Source organism: Streptomyces sp. NPDC004752 (assembly GCF_053601275.1).
Genome location: NZ_JBSGBN010000008.1, coordinates 66,684 through 88,802, shown reverse-complemented (window position 1 = coordinate 88,802; position 22,119 = coordinate 66,684). Strand labels below are relative to the sequence as shown.

Sequence of the window (22,119 nt, the reverse complement as noted above, 5' to 3'; positions counted from 1 at the left end):
CTGAGCCGAGAAGCCGGTGTCAGCGGTGCCGCCGTGCCGCCCCCCGCGCGGCACGGTGGCGATCGTCCGACATCAGCCATGCCTCGGCATCCCGCCAGATCTGTGCCGAGTCGAAGCTCGCACACTCCCGGATCACTGACCTGATCGTGCCTCGCTCGCGGTACTCGTCCATGATCGCGACATGCTCCGGCAGGCGTACGAACTCCCCCAGAGCCTGCCGTCCGGTCCACACCGAGACCGATCCGCAGCGCCGGGCCAAAGGCGCGACCCACAACCACATGCCGACTGCCCCGTCGAGATCCGGCCAGCGGCGCCGCAGCGCGAAGCCATGACGTGTGATGCCCGGCAGGTCCCGGTAGGCGTCGCTGGTGAAGTCGGTGACGCTGACGATCAGCGGGCCGCTCCGGCGACCGCGCATGTCACCGTCGCCGTCGACGCCGAAGCCGTCCGCGGGGGCGCGGTCGCCGGGGGAGTGCCCGGCCGGGCCCCGGCACCAGCGGCTCCTCAGCATGATCCCGGCGTCCAGGACGGGTCGCGGCCGAGCAGGGCCAGCAGCCGGTCGGCCGGCGGCGCGTCGTCGGGGAGGGCGATCCGTCGGCGGAACGCGCCTTGGGGCCCGCGGCCCTCGTCCGGGACCAGGGCGGCGACGTGCAGCGCGGCGGCGGTGAGCTCGGTGCTGGGCTCCCACGAGGCACCGATCGTCACCGCGACGTCCCAGGCGTGCGCCACATAGTCGAGCAGGTGGAAGCCGATCGCCACCCGTCCGGGGACGGTGAAACCCTCGCCCAGCTCCGGCAGCGCGAACCGCCTCTCCAGCACATCGTCTTCCGCGAACGCCGCGGTGACCTCGCCCGCCGACGCCTCGTACGCTGCGGCCGGGTCGTCACCGAGGTCGCCGTCCCGCCATACGGCCCACGGCTCGCCCGCGCCGCGGGCGGAGGCGGCGAACCCCTTGTTCTGGCTGACCAGATGGCGAACCAGGCCGTACAGGGTCCAGTCCGCGCACGGTGTCGCCAGCCTCAGCTGGGCGGTCTTCACCTGGGAGACCGCCTCCCCGGTGAGCGACAGCGCCTCGCGGTCAAGTCGTCGTGAGTCCATGGCCAGAGCGTAAGATCACACAGCGGCTCAGCCCTAGAGCCAATGTGCTGCCAACTGATTGAGCCAATCGCCCGGCCGCGAGCCGACACCAGCCGAACCGACACCAGCCGAACCGACACCAGCCGAACCGACACCAGCCGAACCGAAAGCCGTTGACCGAGATGGACGTGCACGTCAGGCTCGACGGGCAACGCGACCTGTCCGGCCAGATCTACCGCCAGCTGCGCACCGCGATCCACGACGGGCTGCTCCGGCCAGGCGATCCGCTGCCCCCGACCCGGGAGCTGGGCCGGGACCTCGCCGTGGCCCGCAATACCGTCGGCGCCGCCTATGAACGGCTCGTCGCCGAGGGGTACGCGGTCAGCAAGGTCGGCTCCGGGACCTATGTGCGCCCTACGGGCCTGCCCACGCGCGAGGCCGCGACCGACGCCGACACCACCGGCTCGGGACCGCGCCCGCGCGCCTTGTGGGCGGGCCTGTCCCCATGGACAGGTCCGGAGACCACGGGAGCGACGACGGCGGCCCACGACTTCCGGGTCGGTCTGCCGGACGCCCGGCTCTTCCCTTACCACGCCCTGCGCCCCCTGATCGCCCGGGAACTGCGCGTCTCGGCGGCCGGGACGGTCGGGTACGGCGATCCGGCCGGCCACGCCGGACTGCGGGCCGCGCTCGCCCGGCATCTCGGACTCTCCCGCGCCGTGCGGACCGGCCCGGACGACGTGCTGGTGACCACCGGCACGCAGCAGGCCCTGGACCTCGTCGGACGGGTCCTGCTCGAACCGGGCGACCGGGTGGCCGTCGAAGAGCCCGGCTACCCACCGGCCCGGCTGCCGTTCCTGGCACAGGGCGCCGAGGTCACGGGCGTACCGGTGGACGCCGAGGGCCTGCTGGTCGACGCCATCCCGCCGGACACTCGCGCCGTGTATGTCACCCCCGCCCACCAGTTCCCGCTCGGCATGCCGATGTCCCTGCAGCGCAGAACGGCGCTGCTGCGGTGGGCGCGGCGGCACGGCGCCGCGGTGATCGAGGACGACTACGACAGCGAATTCCGCTTCGGCGGGCGGCCGGTCGAGACACTGCAGAGCCTGGACCGGCACGGACACGTCATCTACGTCGGATCGTTCTCCAAGGTGATGCTGCCCTCTCTGCGGGTCGGTTTCCTGGTGGCGCCCGCCCCGCTGCGCGAAGCGCTGCGCACCGCCAAGTACGCCGCCGACTGGCACACAGCGGTCCCCACGCAGGCGGCGCTCGCCCGTTTCGTCGACGACGGGTTGCTCGCCCGGCACATTCGCCGGATGCGGCACACCTACACGACCCGGCACCAAGCCCTCACCCGTGCGCTCACCGACCACTTCGAGGACCTGGCCGAACTGGTGCCGTCCGCCGCGGGCCTGCACATGACCGCGTTCACCCGAGGCCGCCTCGCCGACCCCGAGGCCCTCGCGGACCGGGCCGGCCGGGCCCGCGCATCCGGCATTGCGATCCACACCCTGGCGGAGGTCGCCGCGAACCGCTCCGCACGTCCGGGCTTCGTCTTCGGCTATGGCTCGATCAGCGCCCCGGACATCGAACCGGGCCTGCGCCGTCTGCTCGGCCCGCGCGGGGAGTCCTGAACGCGGCACGTGCTCAAGCAGAGTCCTGGCGCTCGGGTTGCGTGTCGCGGCGGCGCCGTCAGGATGGATAGCGAAAGGGATGCGGTGACACGCTGCCGCGCGGGCCCTTGTCACCTGTGCGGATTCCTCCGTGGCCGACACATCGTGGGCCTCCGCGGCCGACACGTCGGGTACTCAGGCGGCTTGGGCAGGGCGTCGGCGTGGGGCGGGGGAAGGACGTTCAGCTACTCGTACGACGTATCGAGTGGGAGGCCGTCGGCGGTGGAAAGCTTTTCCTTCCTGCTCATAGCGGTCGTGCTGACCGCCTTGGCCTTCGATTTCACCAACGGCTTCCACGACACCGCCAATTCCATGGCGACATCCATTGCGACGGGGGCACTGAATCCCCGAGTGGCCGTCGCGGTCGCGGGCGTGCTGAACCTCGCTGGTGCCTTTCTCTCCACAGAGGTGGCCTCGACGATCTCGAACGGGCTCGTCAACGACTCCAAGGTCTCCCTGGTCATGATTTTCGCCGGTCTGGTCGGCGCGATCCTGTGGAACCTGACGACCTGGCTCTTCGGACTGCCGTCCAGTTCGTCGCACGCGTTGTTCGGCGGACTGATCGGTGCGGTGTGGGTGGGAGCGGGCGGATCGGCGATCCAGTTCACGCAGGTGGTGGAGAAAATCGTGATTCCGGCGATCGCCTCGCCGATCCTGGCGTGTGTGGTGGCCCTGATCGCCACGTATCTGGCCTACGAGATCACCCGGCGCACCGCCGAGCGCAGGGTCAACAAGGGTTTCCGTGCGGGCCAGGTCGGATCGGCCTCCCTGGTGGCCCTGGCCCACGGCACCAACGACGCACAGAAGACCATGGGCGTCATCACCCTCGCACTGATCTCCACCGGCTTCCTCCCGCACGGCTCGCAGCCGCCGTGGTGGGTGGTGCTCAGCGCCGGGCTGGCGATCTCCCTGGGCACGTACGTCGGCGGCTGGCGGATCATCCGGACCATGGGCAAGGGCCTGACCGACATCCAGGCCCCGCAGGGCTTCGCCGCCGAGACGACGGCGACGGCGGTCATCCTGTCCTCGTCGCACCTGGGGTTCGCGCTGTCCACCACGCAGGTCTGCACCGGCGGCATCCTGGGCTCGGGGCTCGGCCGCAGGCTGGCCACGGTGCGGTGGGGCGTGGCCGGGCGGATCGCGGTGTCGTGGGTGCTGACGCTGCCGGCCGCGGCAGCGGTCGGCGGGGTCTCGGCGTGGGTGGCCGACCAGGGCGACCTGGGGGTGGCCCTGGTGGCAGGCGTGGCCGTGGCCGCGGCGACCGGCTTCTACGTGCTGTCCCGGCGTCGGCCGGTCAACCCGGACAATGTCAACGATGTACCGCCCCGGGAACGTGAACTCACCGGCCCGTCCGCCAGGTGATCACCCCAGTCCGCTGGTTCCCGCAGGCGCAGAAGGAGCGCGCGATGGACATCAAGTGGGACAACCTCGGGGAGGTGTCCCTGGCCAGCTTCGGGGTCACGATCGTGGTGGTCGTGCTGTTCTCGCTCGCCATCGTGGCCTGGAACCGCGCCGGTGGCCTGCGCGGCATTTCGGCGGGCGGTGGACAGACGCGGGTGGCCGCGGGCGCCGCGGTGCTGTGCTTCGCCGCGTGCCTCGCGGTGGCGGCGTACGGAATCGACATCATCGTCCCCGATTGAGACGGCGGCTGCGGGGCTCGCATCCGGGCGGCCGGCCGGTCGGGGCATCGGACCCCGCAAGCAGGGCCCGGATACGTCGAGCGCGGCTACGCCACCGGTGAGTAACGTAGGACGGTCGTGAGGGCCGAGCGGTTTGAGCGTTCCAAGGGGATTGCCAGTGCTCTGAGCTGAGGGTTAGCCTCTTATAACGATCAAACGTAGCCCCGCATCGCCCCTCATCACCGCTTGAGAGGTGCCGTGTATCGCTCTTTCGGACGCCACCGTCAAGACCCCACGACACCAACAGGTCGGCCGCAGGGCCTCCTTCCGTGACCGGAGGCGAGCAGCCGCCTCCACGACACCGCCACCGTGTTCTGGGCGCCAACTCCCCTGACAGACGGCCCCTTTCCGGCTGACGGGCGCCCGACACCACGGGCCGATCCCTCGCGGGCCGAGTGACCGCCGGTGCGGCGACTTTCGGATCGCTTCCCCGCAACCCATGAACCTCACATGTTTCCTAGTTGTCCCGTGCGGCTATGCGCGCCGGATGTGCCGAGCGAGTGGTTCACCATATCGAGGTAACGGACGCAAGTGGGACGGCTTGGCCGCTTCCTGCGGTAAGGAATATGGGTGATCTCTGTTCAAGAAAAAGGAAATCGTGCGAACGATCCGTTCCAGTCGGTGCAGCAACGCTTACAGGAGATACGGTCGTCACCTGTCGAACTCGTGGCGATCAGTTCGCTGATGGAGGCGGATTCCCCGCGCCGCCTCGGTGAAGAAGTCGAGCATGTCGAAGCACTTGCCGAGGCGGAATCCGTCCTGCCCCCGATCGTCGTCCATCGAGGGACAATGCAAGTCATTGATGGCAGACATCGTATTCGCGCGGCCGTGCTGCGTGGTGAGCACCACATTCGAGCTTACTTCGACGAAGGACCCGACAACGAAATATTTGCGCTGTCTGTAGCGGTGAACGTGGCCCACGGGCTGCCGCTGTCCACAGCCGATCGCGTGCTGGCCGCGGAACGGATCTTCTTGTCCCACCCGCACTGGTCGGACCGGGCGGTCGCCGCCATTGCCGGCATGTCGGCGACGAAGGTGGCCGACATACGGCACCGGGCGGCAGGGGCCGACGCTCCGCAGGCCAGGCTGGGCCGCGACGGTCGGTCGAGACCGGTCGACGGCGCACAAGGGCGGGTACGCGCGAGCGAACTGATACAGCGGAACCCTCATGCCTCACTGCGTCAGATCGCGAAGGAGGCCGGCATCTCGCCCGCCACGGCGGCCGACGTCCGAGACCGCCTGCGGCGCGGCGTCGACCCGCTCCCCGCACGGCAGCGGCCATCGGAGGGCCGGCGCGGCTCCACTGTCGTCGAACAGGCCGGCGGAGCCAGGCCCACGGATGTCGCCAAGTCGCTGTCCGAACTGGTGGCACTGTCCGAAAGGCTCCGAAGGGATCCCTCGCTGCGCTTCAACGAGGTCGGGCGAACGGTGCTCCGCATGCTTGACGCCTGCGCCATCGCAGCTCAGGAGAAGCAGCGGATCGTCGACAGTCTGCCGGCGCATTGCCGCGGCTCGATAGCGGAAATCGTTCAAGGCTATGCCGAGGTCTGGCGGGCACTGGGCGACGAACTGGCACGAGTCACCAAGAGCCAGTGAGCGCTGACAACGAGCGCGGGTTCCCGCAGTGGGTCGGCCACGGCCGTGTGGACGGCAGCACGGGAACGGGGTCGTGTCTCGGCAGCGAAGAGACGTCCCGCGCTGTTCAACTGCTCGTTTCCAGCAGTTGAACAGCGTCGGCCCGACGCGCACGGAGCGGGCGGACCGGTGCCATGAGCGCCGTCAGTGGGCTTCGGTGGCCGCTTCCTTGAGGACGGCCCATGCGTCGGCGTCGAGTTCGTGCAGCCCGGCCGCAGCGGCATGGAAGTGTGACGCGCCCATCCCCTTTCGCTCCGAGAGCCAAGGCTTGTGCACGGTGAAGTGGCGTATGGCGGGCCGCTGGCGCGCATCGGTCGCATACTCCCAGCGGACGCTCGGCGCGTAGAAGTGAGTCATGACGTTCCACCTCGGATCCAACGGTGCCCACCGGCCGGCCAGCACGGTGTTGAGTGCGTGCTGGTCGGACATCTCCTCTCTGCTCACCAGTTGCATCGCGGCTGGCCCCACGCCGGCGGCCTTCCAGGCCGGGATGTGAACGGAGATCACTCCGGAGTTGAAGTACGCCGACCAGCCGTGCATTCGATTGGCGAAATCGTCCTGCACCGCGCTGACGATCTTGTCTTGAGGGATTGATCCCGCCAGCTCGCTCACATCCCCCAGAACGATGGTGTCACTGTCGAGGTACAGGGCATTTTCCGTTGACTTGGGGACGAGCTTGTCGATCAGCAGGCGGGCGAACATGGCGACCGGCCATTTCACGCCCTCCTGATGTGAAGGAAGTTTCTTGAACCGCACGTCCATGTCGCGAAACAGAGAACGCAGGGCTTCTTGGCAGCGCGTGTCGATCGCTTCCACCGCTATCGTCGCGGAAATCGGTGAACTGGCATTCTGCATGGCCGAGAAGAGAGAGACGGCCATGGGAAACAGATACGGCCTGTTGGCGCTGTAAAGCAGGTGCATTGACCTCTCCAGGGCTCCAGGGATTGAGTTGGTCGGGTCGCGCCATAAATCGTCGGTTGCGTGGAGTGTGATTCTCGCAGGCGACCATCGCGGCACGTCAAGGTGAGCCGCAAGAATACCCGTTCACCCGGTATCGAAGATCAATCCGGTTGTCACCACGGTGCCCCGCTCGTACGATTGGCGCATGCTCACGACTGAACCCTGCATTGATGCGGTCGGGCTATCGATGACCTATCGGGTCCCGGTACGGGAGGCAAGTCTCGGAGCGGCTCTCCGGAGTCTTTGGCGGCGGCAAACAAGGAATGTGGAGGCTCTGTCCTCGGTCGATCTGCACATCACAGCAGGGGAGTCCGTGGGCCTGATCGGACCCAACGGAGCCGGCAAGACCACATTGATGAAGATCCTCGCGGGCATCCTCAAACCCACCGAGGGACAAGCGCGCGTACTCGGCCAGGAACCCTTCGACCGGAAACCCGAACACTTGCGCCGCATCGCCCTGGTACGCGGAAGTCAACCACTGGGCAACACCCCCGAACTCACCGTCATGGACTCACTGCGCTATCAGCGACTCGTGTTCGACCTGACGGAACGGCAGTTCAGCGAAAACCTTGACGAACTGGTCGAGTTGCTGGGCATCAGCCCTGTTCTCAACCGTCAGATACGGGCGCTCTCGCTCGGCGAGAGGATGCGGGCGGGCCTCGCGATGGCCCTGCTGTATCGGCCGACCGTCCTCTTCCTGGACGAACCCACCATCGGTCTGGATGTTTCGGCGGCGGTGCAGACTCGTGCCTTTCTGCGGAGGTATGTGGCACACACCGGTGCCACCATGCTCCTGACGAGCCACTACATGGCCGATGTGGCCGAGCTGTGTCCACGTGTGGTGCTGGTCAACCACGGAAAGAAGGTCTACGACGGCAGCCTCGCCGAGCTCACGAAAAGAGTCCAACGCGACAAGCTCATCGAGGTCTGGCTTCCCGAAGGCGCGGAACTGCCCGCCGGGATCGAGGCCACCAGGTACGACACACGCTGCGAGTTGAGCGTCGCACGCGAGGACGTCCCGGCAGTGGTCAGCAGACTGCTGGCGGACACCACGGTTTTGGACGTCAGCATCAAGGAAGCGCCCCTCGACGTCTTGATGGACGAGATCTACCGGCGGAGCGAAGCGGAGGTTCGATGACCCGGCTGGCCAGGCTGCTCCGTCTGCACGTCGTACGCCAGGTCCTGAGCTGGTCGGGGTCCTGGTGGTTCGTCTTCGCTCTGGCGGCCGGCCAGGTCCTCCCTCCGCTCGTGGGACTGGCGGTGTGGCGCAGCGTGTTCCCCGACTCCACCCATGTCTCCACGTACTACGTCGCGCTCATCTTCGTCGTCGCCACGACAGCCTCGTACGAGAACCACACGTTCTCCCAGGCCATCTACCGAGGGACCCTCGCCGACGAGTTGGTCAAGCCACAACCCGTCGTCCTCGCGCCGTTCGGGGAGAACATCGCCATTCGCGTATGGATCAGCATCTTCGCGGTGCCGGCCGCCTTGCTCATGGCGACAGTCACCAAAGTGACGTTCAATTTCACGGACCTGCTGATGGCCCTGCCCTCATGGCTTGGGGCCGGATTTTTACGGTTCCTCTTCACCTGGTGCCTGGCGATGACGGCATTCTGGACCGAGCGTGTGCATGCGATCACCGGATTCGCGACCACATTCGCATTTCTGCTGGGAGGAAATGCCGTACCGATCGACCTACTGCCTTCCGGGTGGGATGTCATCGCTCGCTTCCTGCCGTTCTATTCGATGGTCGGCCTACCCGCTGACACCACTGCCGGACTCTCCACGGGCACCGCCGCGGCCGGGGTCGCCGTACAAGGTATGTGGCTCGTCCTGTTGGGCGTCCTGGCGGTGACCTTGTGGCGGCGAGGGTTGATGCGTTACACCGCTGCGGGAGGCTGACATGAAGCTGCTGCGACTGCTGTGCGCCACTTTCTCGCTCTCACTGCGCAGGGTTCTGGCACACAGAGTCAATCTCGCCTTCGACTTGGGCCAGTCGGTCATCGGAATTGTCACGGCGCTGGTGACCACGCTCGCGGTGTTCCAGCAGACCCATCGGTTGGCGGGCTGGTCGAAGCCGGAGGCGCTCGTCCTCGTCGGAATGTTCGCGATCGTTTCGGGGATTCGCGCGGCCTTCATCGATCCCAGTCTGATGACGTTTGTGAGTACGATCCGGGACGGCACACTGGATGAGGCCCTGCTGCGGCCGGCGCCGAGCTGGTTCACCACCACCTGTCGTGATCATGCTCCGCTCGCACTCGGCCAGTCCCTGCTGGGCGCGGGTATCGTCGCGGTGGGCATCGGCGGGCTGCCCACGCGCCCGGGCCTCGTGGCCGTCGTCGTCGCCGTCGTCCTGACCTGCTGCGCGATCGCGATCGCCTGGGCATTGTCCCTCGCGATCGCCTGTCTGGGGTTCTGGGCCGGCCGTTTCGAACTCAGTCCTCTCATGGCGTCGTTGTGGGACATCGGCCGGAATCCCGCCGAGGTCTATCGGCAGCCCCTGCGGAGCGTCGTCACCTATCTGATTCCACTCGCCGGCATGATCACCTTGCCTGCCGCAGCGCTGAAGGGAACCAGCCCCGGTACTACTCTGGCGACTGGACTGGCATTGACCGCCGGCTTTGTGCTGTTCGCCATCGGGCTCTTCCAGCAGGGTCTCAAACGGTACACCGGTGCCACTTCTTAGCCGGCGAACGGAATATTCACCTTCTCCGCCGTCCTGATGTCACATCGGCGCTCTCCGGTAATCGAGTCGCGGCACGGATCAGACCTTGTTAGGGCACTGCGACACCCATACGATCTGGGGAGACGCGACCTTGGCGAAGGATCGCCGATATGAACTACGCCGGGAGGGCCGGCGGGAACAGAAGGCACGCAACAGGTTCAACAGGAAATCGAGGAGCCGCTGATGGCAGGCATCGTGGAGGAAATAGCAGAACATGCCGGGGACAAGCGTCCCGCCATTGTCGGGGAGACACGGACGATTTCGTACCGGGAACTCATCGAGCTGACGCGCCGCCTGGCCGGTGGACTGCAACGCACACTGCCGCCGGAAGACAACTTATGCATCGTCGTCTCTCATCCAGGTCTGGCGGAATCCCTCGCGCTCACCCTGGCCGGCTGGTCGCTCGGCTTCCGGGTGGCCGCGGTCCCGCCGTATCTCAAGGCGAGGGAACTCAGTTTCGCGCTGGCCGCGTGCGGCCCGTGTGTGACCATCTCCGACCGGTCACCGGACCTACCGCAGTCCATGGCGTTCTCCACGTTGCTGCACAGTCCGCGAGACCGATGGGGCTTCGCCGAGTCCACGGCGTCGCTGCTGACCTTCACGAGCGGGGCGGCGGGCCGCTCGACCTGCGTCGAGCGTCCGGTGAGCCGACTGAGCCAGGATCTTGACCAGTTGGTACGGGTGACCGGCCTCACGGCGGACGACCGGGTCACCGCCATGAGCACCGCCCTGTCCACGACCTCCGTGCTGCCGGCGATCCGCGCGGGGGCCACGGTGGTCCGGGTTCCCCTCCACTCGCCGCGCCAGTTCTGGCAGTCCATCAGCGAGCAGTCCCTCAGTGTGATCTCGGGGACGCCCTACACCTACGAACTCGCCGCTCGTGGACGACCCGATCCCCATCAACTCAAGAGCGTCCGCCTGGCATTGACGACATCGGCGCGACTGCGGCCGTCGACGATCCGCACAGTGCTGCGGGACACGGGCGTCGCCGTGCGCAACGTCATGTGCAGCGGTGAGTCAGGGACCATCGCCTACAACGACACCGAGGATCCCGAACTGCTCGCTCGGTCCGTCGGCCGGCCGCTGCCCGGAGTCACCGTTGAGATCAGGGGAGACGACGGCCGTGTCCTGCCGGCCGGTCAGGCGGGCCGAATCCGGGTGAGGAGCCCGTTCGCAGCCACGGGTTACCGCAACGATCCGGAGGAGGGGACCGCGGCGGTCTTCCAAGGCGACTGGGTCGTCGGCTCCGATGTCGGTCACCTGGACGAACAGGGCTATCTCCATCTGACGGGCCGCAACGATCACAAGATCCATTTCGATGCCGCGAAGCTGGATCCACAGGAGCTCGAAGGCGTCCTCATGGGGCATCCCGCTGTCACGCAGGCATACGTCTTCGGCGAGAACCACGAACGTCTCGGGCAGATCCCGGTGGCGCACGTCGTCGTGGGTCGACCGGCGAGGGTCGAAGACCTTCTGGCCTACTGCCGCGAGCAGCTCAGCTCCACCAAGGTTCCGCAGAAGCTCGAGATCGTTGCCACCATCACCAAGGACGTCCACGGAAAGCCGGTCAGGCCGCAGTACGTCCGCTTCGACTGACTCGACGGGACGTGGCACCGGCGGCCGAAAGAGTACGCAACCAGTACCAGTTCCCCTCAGTGATCGGGTTCCCACCTATTGGAGTGAACGCTAATGGCGAACCAGCCCGTTGACGAGCATGGCATCCGTGAGCGAATTCTCGCGGTGGTCGAACAGATCATCGGCCATGCCCCGGAGCCCGGCATCAAGCATCTCAATGACCTTGATTCTCTTCAGGTCCTGGAACTTCTGGTCTCTCTCGAGGAAGAGTTCGACATCGATTCCGACCGGATCATGGAGACGAGTTCGGACTGGTGGAAGTCGGTCGATGACCTCGTCACATCCATTCGGGCCTTGACGGACCGGGCACCGGCGGAGGGAACGCAAAAGGGGTAGCGGGGCAGACGGGGGCTTCACGGAAATGCAGCGAGAAACACTTCTGGAGTTGGTCCGCGCGAGTCGAGGCGCGGTCGTGGTGGACGGAATCCGGCTGTCCGCCGCCGACCTGGTCGCCGGGGCGCGCACGGCGGCCGCCGGCCTGCGGGCCCGTGGGGTACGGGGCGGCGACGGCATCGCCCTGGTGGACGACGGCGGCGGCGCGGAACTTCTGACGGTACTCATCGGCACTTGGTGGATCGGCGCGCGAGCGACCGTTGTCAGCGGTTCAGCCAGTCGAACCGAGATGAATTCCGTCGTTCGGCAGGGGGGCGTGACATTCGTCGTCCGAAGCGAGCCGCCGCCCACCGGTGAAGGGGGCACATTCGCCGCCCTGTTGGCGGGCGGCGCCGACACGATCGGAGTTGAGACATGTGTGCCGGGCGATATCGCCCTGGACATCGCGTCCTCCGGGACCACCGGCGACCCGAAATGCGTGAGTTTCACACACGGCGCGCTGTCGAGCAACGTGCGAGCCATAGCGAACCGCTTGGAACTCACGAAGGGTGACGTCCTCTACTCGCCCCTGTCCTTGTCCCTCGCCGGAGTGCTCGGCATGGTCGTTCTGCCGGGCCTGCTGGCCGACGCGGTGGTCCACGTCGGCCGACTGAGCGGCCCGCGCATCGCGTCGGCCCGCAAGCAGATCGAGGTGACGCGCCCCACGCTCATCTATGGGGTGCCGTACATGTACGAGGTGTTGGCGAGGTCGGCCGGACCGGTCGATCACAGCACTCTCAGGTGGGCGATCTGCAGCTCGGCCCCGCTGCCCCGCGCGACGTTCGACCGGGTCCGGGCACGACTCGGCGTCCCTCCCCGCAGCTCCTACTGTCTCGCCGAGGCAGGCACGGTGACGCTCAACACCGACGACGACCCGGACGCACTGCGCACCACGGTCGGCCAACCACTGGACGGAGTCGAGATCACGGTGGAACCGCTCGGCCCTGACCGCCGGGAAGGACGTTTGAGCGTCGGCGGCGCCGGCTGCGCGGCCGGGTACCGGCGCATGGGTGAGCTGGAACCGTTCCCCGGGAGGATCCGCACCAGCGACCTCGGATTCCTTCGGAACGGTCGCCTCACCATCTCCGGCCGACTCGATGAGGTGATGCAGGTTGCGGGACAGAACGTCGACCTCGCCCAGGTCCGCGACATCATCAGCCGGTGCCCCGGTCTCGGCGACTTCGCGTTGGTGGCCGGCCGACACGAACGTCTGGGGCTTGTGCCGGTCCTCCTTGCGGAAGCCCGAACACTGACCGCTTCGCCACAGGAAGTGATCGCCTTCTGCCGCAGCGCGTTACGCGATGCGGAAGTTCCGAGAGAGGTACGCGTGGTCGAAGAGATCCCGAGGACCGCCACAGGGAAGGTGCGCTTGAGTACCGGGGAGGCGGAATGAGCACAGAGGAAGCGGAGGTCCTGGTCATCGGCGCCGGGATCTGCGGTTTGGCCACGGCGCTCAGCGTGGCCCGACGCGGGGTGAAGGTGCGGATATCCGAACGGCGCTCCACGCTCGACCAGTTGGTCTCCGGTCGCCCCTCGATCAACCTCACTCTTGGGGCTCGTGGGCTGGCCGCGCTGGGTGGGCTGGGTCTCGCCGAGCGGGTTACGGAGCTGAGCGTGACCGCAAAGGCGCGGCACATCCATCAGCGCTCCGGAGAGTCCACGATTCAGCCCTACGGCGACGCCGGTGAGGCGATCCTCTCACTACGGCGAAACGATCTTGTCGGTCTGCTGCTGGACGAGGTGCTCGCGGAGGAGCGCATCACCATGCGGTGCGGCGAGCGCCTGCTCGATGCCCAGCCGGACGGGACAGCCGTCGTTCAGCAGGACGAGTCCGGAAGCACACGGTTGCGCGCAGAGTTCATCGTAGGAGCGGACGGGCTGAACTCGGCGGTGCGCCGGGCGATCTGCAAAGCCACCGGAGCCCACGGCGCCGAGCCGCTGAAGACCACAACGAGATGGCTCGAACTCAAGGTGCCGGATTCCTGGCCCGGCTCCATCCCTGACGCGGTGGACGTGTGGCCACAGTCTCCGATCATGCTCATCGCGTTCCCCAACCGGAACACGGTCAAGACGGTGCTGTTGTTCGTCACCGGCGGCGGCACCTTTCCGGACTACGAGCAACTCCAAGCCCTCGCCCCGCAGTTGCGGCTGTCTCGGGATGAGTACGTGGCCTCACTGCGGAACCACGACGAGGTACGTGTGGTGAGATGCCCGGTATGGCATGCCGGCCGGTTGTGTGTCGTCGGGGACGCGGCCCACGCCACGGCTCCCTACCTGGGCCAAGGCGCCAACGCCGCACTGGCCGACGCCCGCGAACTCGCCGCTCTGCTACACCCGAGCGCCGACTGGGCCGAGGTGGGCCGGCGATTCGAGTCCGTCCGGCGGCCCGAGATGGACTGCCTCGCCCGCCTCACCGATCAGCATTACGCCGAGCTGAGTCTCCATATGGGAGATCGGACGTCGGCCCTTCGCCACGATCTGCGGGCGCTGCTCGGCAAATACTTCACGGGGCAGTTCCAGCCGATATACAACCGGGTCGCCTTCTCCGTGGACAGTTTGCAGGCAGCGGAGCGGGACCATGCGGCCGAGGAACCCAAACTCGACGCGATTCTCGACACAGTCCGTCGGACAGTAGGCCAGGTAAAGGAGAAATGATGAGGCATCAGATATCCGCTGGTCCGGTGCCACTCCCCTGGGAAGTGGCACCACGCTTCGACTCGGAACTGCGCAGCCCACTGATCGACGGATGGACCTGGCGCACGCTCCCCCCACGTCACCCGGCACTCCTCGGGAACCCGCCGACCCTGCGCCGCAACGACCCCGGTGACGCCCTGAGCGTGATCGCCGAAAAGTACGGCGAGCCGACGTCGTACTGCGTGCTCGGGGGCAATGTGGCGTCGGTCGGCAATTGGGCGGGGGTCACCTTCGACGAGCAGTACGAGGCGGTGACCCATGGCGCCGGCGTCTTCCCCTGCGGCGGAATGTACTACCTGACCATCACCGGACCGCACGCCGCGCACGTCCTGAATCTCCTCACCCCCCGACGCATCGATGTGCTGGAGGTCGGGCAGGCGACCTTCGCGATCTTCACAACGCCGGAGGGGACAGTGGACACGGAATGTGTCGTTCTCCGCGACGGCGAGGAATCGTTCACGGTGTCCGTGGGGGGTGACACCCGCCCGCCGACCTGGCTGCACGACGCCATCGACGCCTATCCGGACACACATGCGGAAGAGGCCGAGCTGAGCTCCTTCAACATCAAGGGAGCAGGCCGTCTGCGGGATATGTCACTGCTGCTCAGCGACGAGTTCGCCAACCGCCTGGACAAGCTCGGGACCTTTCGCGGTATGCGGGTCCGCACCCGCTGGGGCGCGGACGCCTGGGTCGTCCGCACGGTGATCGGCATCGAGCTGTGGGGAACCCCAGAGGTGATGAACACGGCCTGGCGGGACATGATGAGTGACCCGGGCCGGTACACACCATGCGGTTGGGACATCCTCGCAACATTCCGACTCGAATGCCCGGAGTTCGCCTTCTACCTGTGCCCGCTGGACATCCACCGCGGCACATATCTTCGCGACGCCGGCCTCGGCTACCTCGTCACGAAGAGGAAACAGAGCGCGTTCATCGGGAGTGAGGCGCTGTGGAACCCGGATCGGTTCGGCGGCCGGATGTGGGTCGGCGGGCTGATGGCGAAGAGTTCCACGGCACCTCGGCGGTCGATCGGAGAACGCTTCGTCAGCGACACGGTGGAAACGTCCGAGGGGTACGTCACCTCATCCGGATATTCCCCCAGGGCCGGTCGGGAACTCTGCTTCGCCGGCCTGCCCACCACCGTCGCACCGGACACCGACGTGCGCTTCCGGGACGGGACGACATGGCGGGTGCTTCCCTTGCCCATGCTGTCGCGGCCCGCAGAAGAACGGCTGCCATGACAATGACGTCGAACAACGCAGTGCGCCCGGCCGATGTCGTCTATGTCAGTGACGAGCAGTACCTGATCCCACTCTCGGTCTCCCTGCGCTCACTCCAGGAGAACACCGACGCGGCCTCGTTGACCGTCACCGTGCTGTGTGACGGGGTATCACCGGAAGGCAAACGGCGCGTCCTGGACTCCGTGCCCTGTCCGAAGGCCCTGCAATTCGTCGACATCCGGACCGAGATGCTGCCGAAGCATTCCGGACAAGGGGTGAGCACGCGGATCAGCCGTACCGCGTTCGCCCTCTTCACCATCACTGCGGAGCTGGTCGATCCGACGCGTTGCGTGTACTTGGACGCTGACACCGTCGTCCGCGTGGACATCCGGCGCCTGCTCGCCACCGACTTGGCGGACAAGGCCCTCGGGGCCGTCTACGACCGGACTTACACGCTCTTCGACCGCGGGACGGGACGGCTGTCCGGGGCAGGCGCCGCACCGGGCCGCCGGTTCAACTCCGGCGTCCTGGCGATCGACACGCGGCGATGGTTCCGCGAGCAGATCGGGCGGCGTTCAAAGGCCGTGGCGCGGGCTCACCAGATCATGGATCAAGGCGCACTCAATGTCGTCTGCGCCGACAAGTGGGTCGAACTGGATGCCGGTTGGAATGTCACCACCCAGCAATGGATCATGAGCAACGAGTTCAGTGCGGCACCGGAACGGGTTTTCATCCGGCATCTGACCGCGGTGAAGCCCTGGTTGGCGGCCCGGCCGAGCGAGGACAGGGTCAGGCTGAGCCTGGACGAGTTCTACGAGTATCTCGCGCGCACCGACTGGCCGCGCGGACCCACCCGCCGTCAGGGATGACGGAGTGCGGCGCAGGCCAACAGCTCAGGACAGTCAGGGCGTCGAGGTGCCGGGTTCGCCGAAACGCTCCGCGAACTGGGCCAGATAAGCGGCCGACGGGGACCTTCCGGCACATCGGACCGGCGGCGCCGTGAGGGAGAACCGGTCGAACGCACGGGAGTTCGCCGACACGGCGGAGATGGACGCGCCTTTGCCGAGTGTCGCGGGCAGGGCCGGATCGTGGGACATCAGCAGCGGTGACAGGGCGCAACTGGTCAGGTCCGACTCGTGGCTGACGCCGGCCGCCCAGCCCAGCTCGTCATGGAACAACGGCGGCGCGTACTGCGTCGTACGGAAGGGCTCCCGGAAGCGAACGATGCCGCCGTTGGCGAGCACGACGTCCCTCTTCTCGGCCGCCCGGACCAGGGCACGTTCGACATCGAAGCAGTGCGGCACGGAGTCGTCGACGACGATGCATCCCGGCCGCAGGCGGTCCGCCCGCAAGACGTTCGGTGTACTCGTACAGCCGATGACGAGACTGGACCGGTACAGCAGCTCGTTCTCCTCGCCGGCCGCGTCCACGAACGACGCCTCCAGCCCCGGGTGATCTGTCTGGAGGCGCAGGCTCAACTCCCGGACCTCGGCTTCCTTGGAGACCAGATCCGACAGGATCAGGCGTCGCGGGGTGCCGAATTGGGCCAGTGCCGCCGCGATCGTGGCATGGCCTATGGAACCGACGCCCAGGACCGCGACCGACTCCGTCCGCCACGCACGGCCCACCGAAGCAAGCACAGCCTCGACGGTCTTGAGGATCGAAGCCGCCGTGGTCGCGTGTCCGGTGGTGAGCCGGTCCTGCGGTAGACCGAGGTTCTCGCCGTAGTCCAAGGCCGATGCGAGGAGCCCGGCCAGCGAGACACACTCAGCCCCCATGGCGAAGGCCATGTCCACGGCCGTCCGGGCGTAGCTCGCGCCGCGCTGAGCCTGGCGAACCATGTCCCGGTAGCTGAAAGGGATGATGATCACCGCGGCGGTGCCCAGCGGGGTGGCCCTGAGAGCATGCAGGAAGGGCGAGTTGCCGAGGCGTTGGTGCAGGGCCTCGGATTTCATTCCGAGCAGGCGTGCCACGTTCGTTCCGAAATAGGAAAGAGTGGCGGAACGCACCCGCACCGGAATCCGTCCGATATCAAGCGGCGTGATGGTCTGCACAAATTTCTCACCACCGGGTTGACCGACCGTCTCGCTGTTCATAAGGGTCCATTCTCGCGACTATGCTGGTGAGGGCAATCGTGCGCGAATTGAGTATATCCAGATCGGGTCTTGTTCGAATGTGCCTGTTCTGTGGACGACGGAGGGAGTGCCGAGGTGAAGTCCGCCGACGTCATCGTCATCGGATTGGGCGTTCACGGAAGTGCTGCCGCTCGCGAGCTGGCGGCACGCGGGTGGCGAGTGCTGGGAGTGGAACACTCTCGGCACGGCCAGGTTCGAGGTGCCTCGCGTGGCCCGATGCGAATGGTGCGCCTGGCCGATCCGCAGCAGGCCCGGCTCGCACCCCTGGCCATGGAGTCGTTCGAGCACTGGCAGGCGCTGTCCCGGGTGCGGGGAAAGCCCCTGTTGCGGCCCGCGCCCGGCGTCATCGTCGAGCCGGGCGGCGAGCGCCGCGGGTCCGCCGCGGCGGCGGGACAGTTACGTCACCTCGCCGCTGACGATCCCCTCCTGAATGGGGTTGCGGTTCGACCGGGGTGGGTGGCTCGGAAGGACAGCGCGTGCGGTCTGCTGGACGCCCCCGCGAGCGTCCGGGCCTGCGTGACGAAGCCATCGCTGCGGGAGCCGAGTTGACCTTTGGACACAAGGCCGTGCTGTCCGGGACACATACCAGAAAGGACGCCCCGGTTACGGTGCGGGTGGGCCATGAGGAATGCAAAGCCGAGAAGGTATTGGTCTGCGCCGGTGCATGGAGTACGGAACTTCCGGATTGGGCCCGGATACCCGGACTGCGGGTCCAGCCCGCATATATGCAGGTGGCCACGTTCAGCGGAGGACTGTCCGCGCCCAACGAGGACGCCTTCTACCTCATCCACGACGAGGCCGACCGATTCTGTGCCATCCCTCTCGGTTCCGGCCCGGGGAGCAGACTCCAGTTCGGACATTTCTCTTTGCCCGCGGCCGTACACCGGATGAACGCCGCGGAGTTGGCCCGGGTGACCTGGTTGCGCGATATCGGGACTCTACGGCGACACATGCCAGGACTCGGCGAGGTCACCGAGTGGGTGACGATCCCCGCCTCGTACACCATGCCGCCGGACGGTTCCTTCGTTCTGCGGTGGGTGTCTCCCCGGATCGCCACCCTGGTGGCGTGTTCAGGGGTGGGTTTCAAGTTCGCCCCGGCCATCGCCGGCCGGGTCGCCGCGGCGTTCGAGGGACATGTTGTGCCGAACGGAGTGCGGGTCGAGCACCCTGCATGAGAAGGCGCACCCTCTCTCAGACCATGGCGCGGCACCCCTGCGCGCTCTCGATGGCGTCCACGGCACCGGCGGCTCCCGGCAGGGCCCGCAGCAGACTCTGTGCATGGCTCGCCGCGGCACTGAAGGCTGACTCGTCGACAAGCCGTGCGAGCAAACCGGACAGCACACGTGGACGGAGGTCCAGGACGGAAGCGTGGATGCCACACCCAAGAGCCTGGATACGGTCGGCGTTGTACTGGCGCTCGTAGTGCTGACCGGGACAGGCAAGGGCGGGAATCCCATGGAACAGGGAGGCCAGAGAGGTCCCTTGCCCCCCGTGGAAGAGGAGAGCGCTGCACTCGGGCAGTAGTGCGTCGAGCGGAAGATAGTCGAAGAGTCTGAGGCGGTCGTCCACCCATTCCGTCGTTCCGTTGGCGTTCGTGACACACCAGATGGTGACACCGGCGAGCGCGGCGGAGCGGGCCAGTGACCGGACCATGGCCGCGGAATTCCAGCCGACGGTGCTCAGGTAGGCCACCACCAGGCGTTCTGGACGCGGTGGCAGACCCTCCAGCCCCCTGCGGTTGGTGCCGTTGAGGTATCCGACATACGGCAGGCCGGGGATGTCGCTGAGTTCCGGTTCGAACTGCTCGAAACTGGTGGCGATCCTGTGGTCGGCCAACCAGAACAACAGGTCGGGAAAGGAATCAACCGGCTGATCGAGATACGGTTGGGCGGCCTTCCGCGCCAATGCGTCCAACGGCTGATCGGCAGGAGGTGTTTGCAGCCGCGGATCGGTGCCGACCGCCGCCAGGCCGACGAGTGGGATCCCGAAACGCCGGGCGGAGATGGTGGCGGTGGGCCGCATGCCGGCGATCAGGACGTCGGGACGGACGGCCTCGATGACTTCTCGTTCGCGTTCCAGTAAATACTGCCAGTAACCGGGATCGTCCAGGCCGAGCAAGGTGAACACGTCGTAGATGTTGTTGACGGCACTGGTCTCTGAGCTGCCCACCGCCCCGTCGAAGGACCGTACCTCGAAACCGTTCTGGACCAGCAGGCGTGAACTGGGTGGGCAGGCGTGGAACACGACATCATGACCGCGCCGCTTGGCTTCCTGGGCGATGGCCAAGTGGTAGACGGTGCAGCCCCAGGTGCCGGAAGTCGAGGGGTAGGGCATGAAGAGCAGTCTCACATCAGGCTCCATTCACCTTTGTCTTGGAGTCGAGCCACTGCTCGGCGAGTGCGAGAGTCCTGTGCCGGACGCGGGTGATCCCCAGGCGGCTGTTGAAGGCAGCGAAGGGCGGCCAGAGGAAGACAAAAGTGCCCAGTTCCTCCGCCACGAGTGCGTGGCGCAGAATCCCGCGTTCGGACGGCCGGTTCTCCAGATACGCGTCGATCAGCGCGGAGGGAATCGTCACGCCTGCGGGTGTGGCGCGGACGCTGAGAAACGACAGGTCGGAGACGGCCCGGCCGATGCCGGCTTGCTGCCAGTCGCACAGGACCAGTGATCCCGCGGAGTGCAGAAGGTTCCCCACATGACAGTCGCCGTGGGTGAAGACGGGCTGGAGCGCACTGATCTCGTCCGACAACTCATTTCTTCGGGCGAGGAGTTCGGTGAGCTGCGGGAGCATGCCACCCCAGAAATCGTTGATCCGGTCCAGGTCCGGTTCGGCGAGAGCCTCCTTCAATACATCGGGCCGATTCCATTCCGCACCTTTCGGTGGCGCCATGGTGTGCAGGCGAGCCAGTGCACGACCCAACTCCGCCCACATGGGCGCTGTCCACACCGCAGCCGGATTCGTTTCGCCCACTGCCTCCAGCAGCACGGCCACCCCGTCCTCAGTGTCCCGGCACGCGAGCAGCCCCGGCGTGCGCACCGGCATGATCGAGGCGAGATTCTGGTAGAAGCGCAGCTCTCGCCGCGCCTGCGCGATCGCTTGTGTATCCAGCGGGGCGGGGGTGGCCTTGAGGTAGGCGGCCTGGCCGTCGGCCGTGAGCACGGCGAGGACCCAGGCGCCGGAGCGGGTTTCCAAGGGCACATCGGGCTTCTGGGGAGTCAACCGCAACTCTTCCAGAATCGCTGGTACGAAGTCAGCCGACATAAAAGCGACTCCCTCTCGTGACTGAAAGAGTCCGGGGATCCGTCCCGGCGGGCAGCGATGCGTACCCAGGAGCTACCGATGGTCTGTTGTTTCGGATGCCGCCGCCTTTGCCCGCATCCGAGCCGCGACCACCTGCCATGGTCGCAGCATAGCGATCACGCGACACGAAGTCCTGTGTTCACTGCGGCAGTTCTTCATGGCGGGCATGACTCGATCTCCCCGGCTGGGATCAGAGAGCGGTGCGGAAGCCGCCATTGCTGAAGAGATGCTGGCCGTTGATCCACCGGCCCTGTGGGGAGCATAGGAAGGCGACGAGATCGGCGGGCTCCTCGGGGCCGGCGAGGCGACCGGCGGGTGTCTGTTCGCGGCAGGAGGCGCGAACCTCATCTGTCATCCAACCGGTGTCGATGGGGCCGGGGTTGATGACGTTGGCGCGGACACCGAGATGGGCGAACTCGTGGGCGGCGGCGAGGGTGATGCGGTCCAGGGCGCCCTTGCTGGCGCCGTAGGGGAGGTTGCCGACGACATGGTCGCCGGTGAAGGCGATGATGCGCCCGGGATCGGTGTCGCCGGCCGTGCCCTTGAAGCGCCGCCCGAACTCGCGGATGAGCAGCCATGCGGCACGGGCGTTCACGGCGAAGTGCCGGTCGAAGCTCTCCACGGTCGTGGTGAGGAGGTTCAGGTCCTGCTGTTCGCAGTGGCACATCACCAGGGCCCTGACCGGCCCAAGGTTGTTCTCGACGTAGTCGAAGACGGTCGCGGGGACGGCCGTATCCGCGAGGTCTGCTTCCATGGAGGTGTATCGGGCGCCCAGGCCCTCCAATTCGCGACCGAGCGCGTCGGGCGCGTCGGGTTCGGGCTCCCACGGCTGGTCGTTGTCGTAGGGGTGCCAGTAGGTGAAGCCGACGTCCCAGCCCGTCTCGGCCAGGCGACGGGACACGGCAGCGCCGATGTTGACCGTGCGTCCGCCCGCACCGGTGACGAGAGCGACGGGTCGGGGACTGGTGGGTGAGACGTTCGGCATGGGAGGGGATTCTGGTCCGCCCTGGCTGCCC

The 22,119-nt window shown here is 66.9% G+C and carries 22 protein-coding genes; 15 read left to right on the top strand and 7 right to left on the bottom strand.

The annotated features are described in order from the left end of the window. Positions 1 to 19: 19 nt before the first annotated feature. Both ACWEKM_RS05715 and ACWEKM_RS05710 read right to left on the bottom strand, forming a co-directional pair. A complete protein-coding gene (locus ACWEKM_RS05715; protein WP_451619886.1) occupies positions 20 to 511 on the bottom strand; it encodes a hypothetical protein in 492 nt (163 codons plus the stop codon). After that, positions 505 to 1,098 (bottom strand): TIGR03086 family metal-binding protein, encoded by a 594-nt coding sequence (locus ACWEKM_RS05710; protein WP_451619885.1) that lies wholly within the window; start codon positions 1,096 to 1,098, stop codon positions 505 to 507. Before ACWEKM_RS05710 ends, ACWEKM_RS05715 begins: the two co-directional genes overlap by 7 nt. 161 nt (positions 1,099 to 1,259) lie before the next feature. Here ACWEKM_RS05710 and pdxR point away from each other — a divergent pair, with 161 nt between their 5' ends. The 4 genes from pdxR to ACWEKM_RS05690 all read left to right on the top strand — a co-directional run bounded on the left by pdxR (position 1,260) and on the right by ACWEKM_RS05690 (position 6,025). Beyond that, on the top strand, positions 1,260 to 2,711 hold the full coding sequence (pdxR, locus tag ACWEKM_RS05705; RefSeq protein ID WP_451619912.1) for a MocR-like pyridoxine biosynthesis transcription factor PdxR: 1,452 nt from the start codon (positions 1,260 to 1,262) through the stop codon (positions 2,709 to 2,711). 261 nt (positions 2,712 to 2,972) lie between these two features. After that, a complete protein-coding gene (locus ACWEKM_RS05700; RefSeq protein ID WP_451619884.1) occupies positions 2,973 to 4,112 on the top strand; it encodes an anion permease in 1,140 nt (379 codons plus the stop codon). Beyond that, a complete protein-coding gene (locus ACWEKM_RS05695; RefSeq protein WP_451619883.1) occupies positions 4,109 to 4,390 on the top strand; it encodes a hypothetical protein in 282 nt (93 codons plus the stop codon). Before ACWEKM_RS05700 ends, ACWEKM_RS05695 begins: the two co-directional genes overlap by 4 nt. Before the next feature lie 609 nt (positions 4,391 to 4,999). After that, the gene (locus tag ACWEKM_RS05690; protein ID WP_451619882.1) at positions 5,000 to 6,025 is read left to right on the top strand and encodes a transcriptional regulator; all 1,026 of its coding nucleotides are present in this window, start codon (positions 5,000 to 5,002) and stop codon (positions 6,023 to 6,025) included. Positions 6,026 to 6,208: 183 nt separating this feature from the next. Here the strand turns inward: ACWEKM_RS05690 and ACWEKM_RS05685 are convergent, their stop codons facing one another. Then, positions 6,209 to 6,985, bottom strand: a complete 777-nt coding sequence (locus ACWEKM_RS05685) for a glycosyltransferase family 8 protein (protein ID WP_451619881.1) — start codon at positions 6,983 to 6,985, stop codon at positions 6,209 to 6,211. A gap of 304 nt (positions 6,986 to 7,289) precedes the next feature. Between ACWEKM_RS05685 and ACWEKM_RS05680 the strand changes: the two genes are divergently transcribed. The 9 genes from ACWEKM_RS05680 to ACWEKM_RS05640 all read left to right on the top strand — a co-directional run bounded on the left by ACWEKM_RS05680 (position 7,290) and on the right by ACWEKM_RS05640 (position 16,539). After that, positions 7,290 to 8,162: an ABC transporter ATP-binding protein gene (locus ACWEKM_RS05680; protein WP_451619880.1), complete on the top strand. Its 873-nt coding sequence runs from the start codon at positions 7,290 to 7,292 to the stop codon at positions 8,160 to 8,162. Beyond that, positions 8,159 to 8,926, top strand: a complete 768-nt coding sequence (locus ACWEKM_RS05675) for an ABC-2 family transporter protein (protein WP_451619879.1) — start codon at positions 8,159 to 8,161, stop codon at positions 8,924 to 8,926. Before ACWEKM_RS05680 ends, ACWEKM_RS05675 begins: the two co-directional genes overlap by 4 nt. 1 nt (position 8,927) lies before the next feature. Then, positions 8,928 to 9,710 carry an ABC transporter permease gene (locus ACWEKM_RS05670; RefSeq protein ID WP_451619878.1) on the top strand — a complete coding sequence of 261 codons (783 nt, stop codon included), beginning with the start codon at positions 8,928 to 8,930 and terminating at the stop codon, positions 9,708 to 9,710. Between the two features lie 222 nt (positions 9,711 to 9,932). Further along, positions 9,933 to 11,345: a class I adenylate-forming enzyme family protein gene (locus ACWEKM_RS05665; RefSeq protein ID WP_451619877.1), complete on the top strand. Its 1,413-nt coding sequence runs from the start codon at positions 9,933 to 9,935 to the stop codon at positions 11,343 to 11,345. Positions 11,346 to 11,438: 93 nt separating this feature from the next. Next, a complete protein-coding gene (locus tag ACWEKM_RS05660; RefSeq protein ID WP_451619876.1) occupies positions 11,439 to 11,720 on the top strand; it encodes a hypothetical protein in 282 nt (93 codons plus the stop codon). A gap of 76 nt (positions 11,721 to 11,796) precedes the next feature. Continuing rightward, a complete protein-coding gene (locus tag ACWEKM_RS05655; RefSeq protein ID WP_451619875.1) occupies positions 11,797 to 13,149 on the top strand; it encodes a class I adenylate-forming enzyme family protein in 1,353 nt (450 codons plus the stop codon). Next, positions 13,146 to 14,411 carry an FAD-dependent oxidoreductase gene (locus ACWEKM_RS05650; RefSeq protein ID WP_451619874.1) on the top strand — a complete coding sequence of 422 codons (1,266 nt, stop codon included), beginning with the start codon at positions 13,146 to 13,148 and terminating at the stop codon, positions 14,409 to 14,411. Before ACWEKM_RS05655 ends, ACWEKM_RS05650 begins: the two co-directional genes overlap by 4 nt. After that, positions 14,411 to 15,691, top strand: a complete 1,281-nt coding sequence (locus ACWEKM_RS05645; protein WP_451619873.1) for a hypothetical protein — start codon at positions 14,411 to 14,413, stop codon at positions 15,689 to 15,691. The genes ACWEKM_RS05650 and ACWEKM_RS05645 overlap by 1 nt, the downstream gene beginning before the upstream one ends. Beyond that, positions 15,688 to 16,539, top strand: a complete 852-nt coding sequence (locus ACWEKM_RS05640; RefSeq protein ID WP_451619872.1) for a glycosyltransferase family 8 protein — start codon at positions 15,688 to 15,690, stop codon at positions 16,537 to 16,539. Before ACWEKM_RS05645 ends, ACWEKM_RS05640 begins: the two co-directional genes overlap by 4 nt. A 33-nt stretch (positions 16,540 to 16,572) precedes the next feature. On the opposite strand, the gene ACWEKM_RS05635 is transcribed toward ACWEKM_RS05640, so the two are convergent. Beyond that, positions 16,573 to 17,625 carry a hypothetical protein gene (locus ACWEKM_RS05635; protein ID WP_451619871.1) on the bottom strand — a complete coding sequence of 351 codons (1,053 nt, stop codon included), beginning with the start codon at positions 17,623 to 17,625 and terminating at the stop codon, positions 16,573 to 16,575. Between the two features lie 255 nt (positions 17,626 to 17,880). Here ACWEKM_RS05635 and ACWEKM_RS05630 point away from each other — a divergent pair, with 255 nt between their 5' ends. Then, the gene (locus ACWEKM_RS05630) at positions 17,881 to 18,354 is read left to right on the top strand and encodes an FAD-dependent oxidoreductase (protein ID WP_451619870.1); all 474 of its coding nucleotides are present in this window, start codon (positions 17,881 to 17,883) and stop codon (positions 18,352 to 18,354) included. Further along, the gene (locus ACWEKM_RS05625; protein ID WP_451619869.1) at positions 18,258 to 18,980 is read left to right on the top strand and encodes an FAD-dependent oxidoreductase; all 723 of its coding nucleotides are present in this window, start codon (positions 18,258 to 18,260) and stop codon (positions 18,978 to 18,980) included. The genes ACWEKM_RS05630 and ACWEKM_RS05625 overlap by 97 nt, the downstream gene beginning before the upstream one ends. Positions 18,981 to 18,996: 16 nt before the next feature. On the opposite strand, the gene ACWEKM_RS05620 is transcribed toward ACWEKM_RS05625, so the two are convergent. From ACWEKM_RS05620 to ACWEKM_RS05610, 3 genes are all read right to left on the bottom strand, one after another. Then, entirely contained in the window at positions 18,997 to 20,154 is a 1,158-nt protein-coding gene (locus ACWEKM_RS05620; protein WP_451619868.1) for a glycosyltransferase, read from the bottom strand. A gap of 1 nt (position 20,155) precedes the next feature. Then, complete coding sequence (locus ACWEKM_RS05615; RefSeq protein ID WP_451619867.1) at positions 20,156 to 21,064, bottom strand: phosphotransferase family protein; 909 nt, start codon at positions 21,062 to 21,064, stop codon at positions 20,156 to 20,158. A 229-nt stretch (positions 21,065 to 21,293) separates the two neighbouring features. After that, positions 21,294 to 22,088, bottom strand: coding sequence for an SDR family oxidoreductase (locus ACWEKM_RS05610; RefSeq protein WP_451619866.1), 795 nt, complete (start codon positions 22,086 to 22,088; stop codon positions 21,294 to 21,296). Between the last annotated feature and the right edge of the window lie 31 nt (positions 22,089 to 22,119).

Excerpts from the sequence above, each read along its gene's own strand:
- ACWEKM_RS05715 (WP_451619886.1), bottom strand. The coding sequence starts at position 511 with ATGCTGAGGAGCCGCTGGTGCCGGGGCCCGGCCGGGCACTCCCCCGGC.
- ACWEKM_RS05710 (WP_451619885.1), bottom strand. The coding sequence starts at position 1,098 with ATGGACTCACGACGACTTGACCGCGAGGCGCTGTCGCTCACCGGGGAG.
- pdxR (WP_451619912.1), top strand. The coding sequence starts at position 1,260 with ATGGACGTGCACGTCAGGCTCGACGGGCAACGCGACCTGTCCGGCCAG.
- ACWEKM_RS05685 (WP_451619881.1), bottom strand. The coding sequence starts at position 6,985 with ATGCACCTGCTTTACAGCGCCAACAGGCCGTATCTGTTTCCCATGGCC.
- ACWEKM_RS05675 (WP_451619879.1), top strand. The coding sequence starts at position 8,159 with ATGACCCGGCTGGCCAGGCTGCTCCGTCTGCACGTCGTACGCCAGGTC.
- ACWEKM_RS05670 (WP_451619878.1), top strand. The coding sequence starts at position 8,928 with ATGAAGCTGCTGCGACTGCTGTGCGCCACTTTCTCGCTCTCACTGCGC.
- ACWEKM_RS05665 (WP_451619877.1), top strand. The coding sequence starts at position 9,933 with ATGGCAGGCATCGTGGAGGAAATAGCAGAACATGCCGGGGACAAGCGT.
- ACWEKM_RS05660 (WP_451619876.1), top strand. The coding sequence starts at position 11,439 with ATGGCGAACCAGCCCGTTGACGAGCATGGCATCCGTGAGCGAATTCTC.
- ACWEKM_RS05650 (WP_451619874.1), top strand. The coding sequence starts at position 13,146 with ATGAGCACAGAGGAAGCGGAGGTCCTGGTCATCGGCGCCGGGATCTGC.
- ACWEKM_RS05645 (WP_451619873.1), top strand. The coding sequence starts at position 14,411 with ATGAGGCATCAGATATCCGCTGGTCCGGTGCCACTCCCCTGGGAAGTG.
- ACWEKM_RS05640 (WP_451619872.1), top strand. The coding sequence starts at position 15,688 with ATGACAATGACGTCGAACAACGCAGTGCGCCCGGCCGATGTCGTCTAT.
- ACWEKM_RS05635 (WP_451619871.1), bottom strand. The coding sequence starts at position 17,625 with ATGAAATCCGAGGCCCTGCACCAACGCCTCGGCAACTCGCCCTTCCTG.
- ACWEKM_RS05615 (WP_451619867.1), bottom strand. The coding sequence starts at position 21,064 with ATGTCGGCTGACTTCGTACCAGCGATTCTGGAAGAGTTGCGGTTGACT.
- ACWEKM_RS05610 (WP_451619866.1), bottom strand. The coding sequence starts at position 22,088 with ATGCCGAACGTCTCACCCACCAGTCCCCGACCCGTCGCTCTCGTCACC.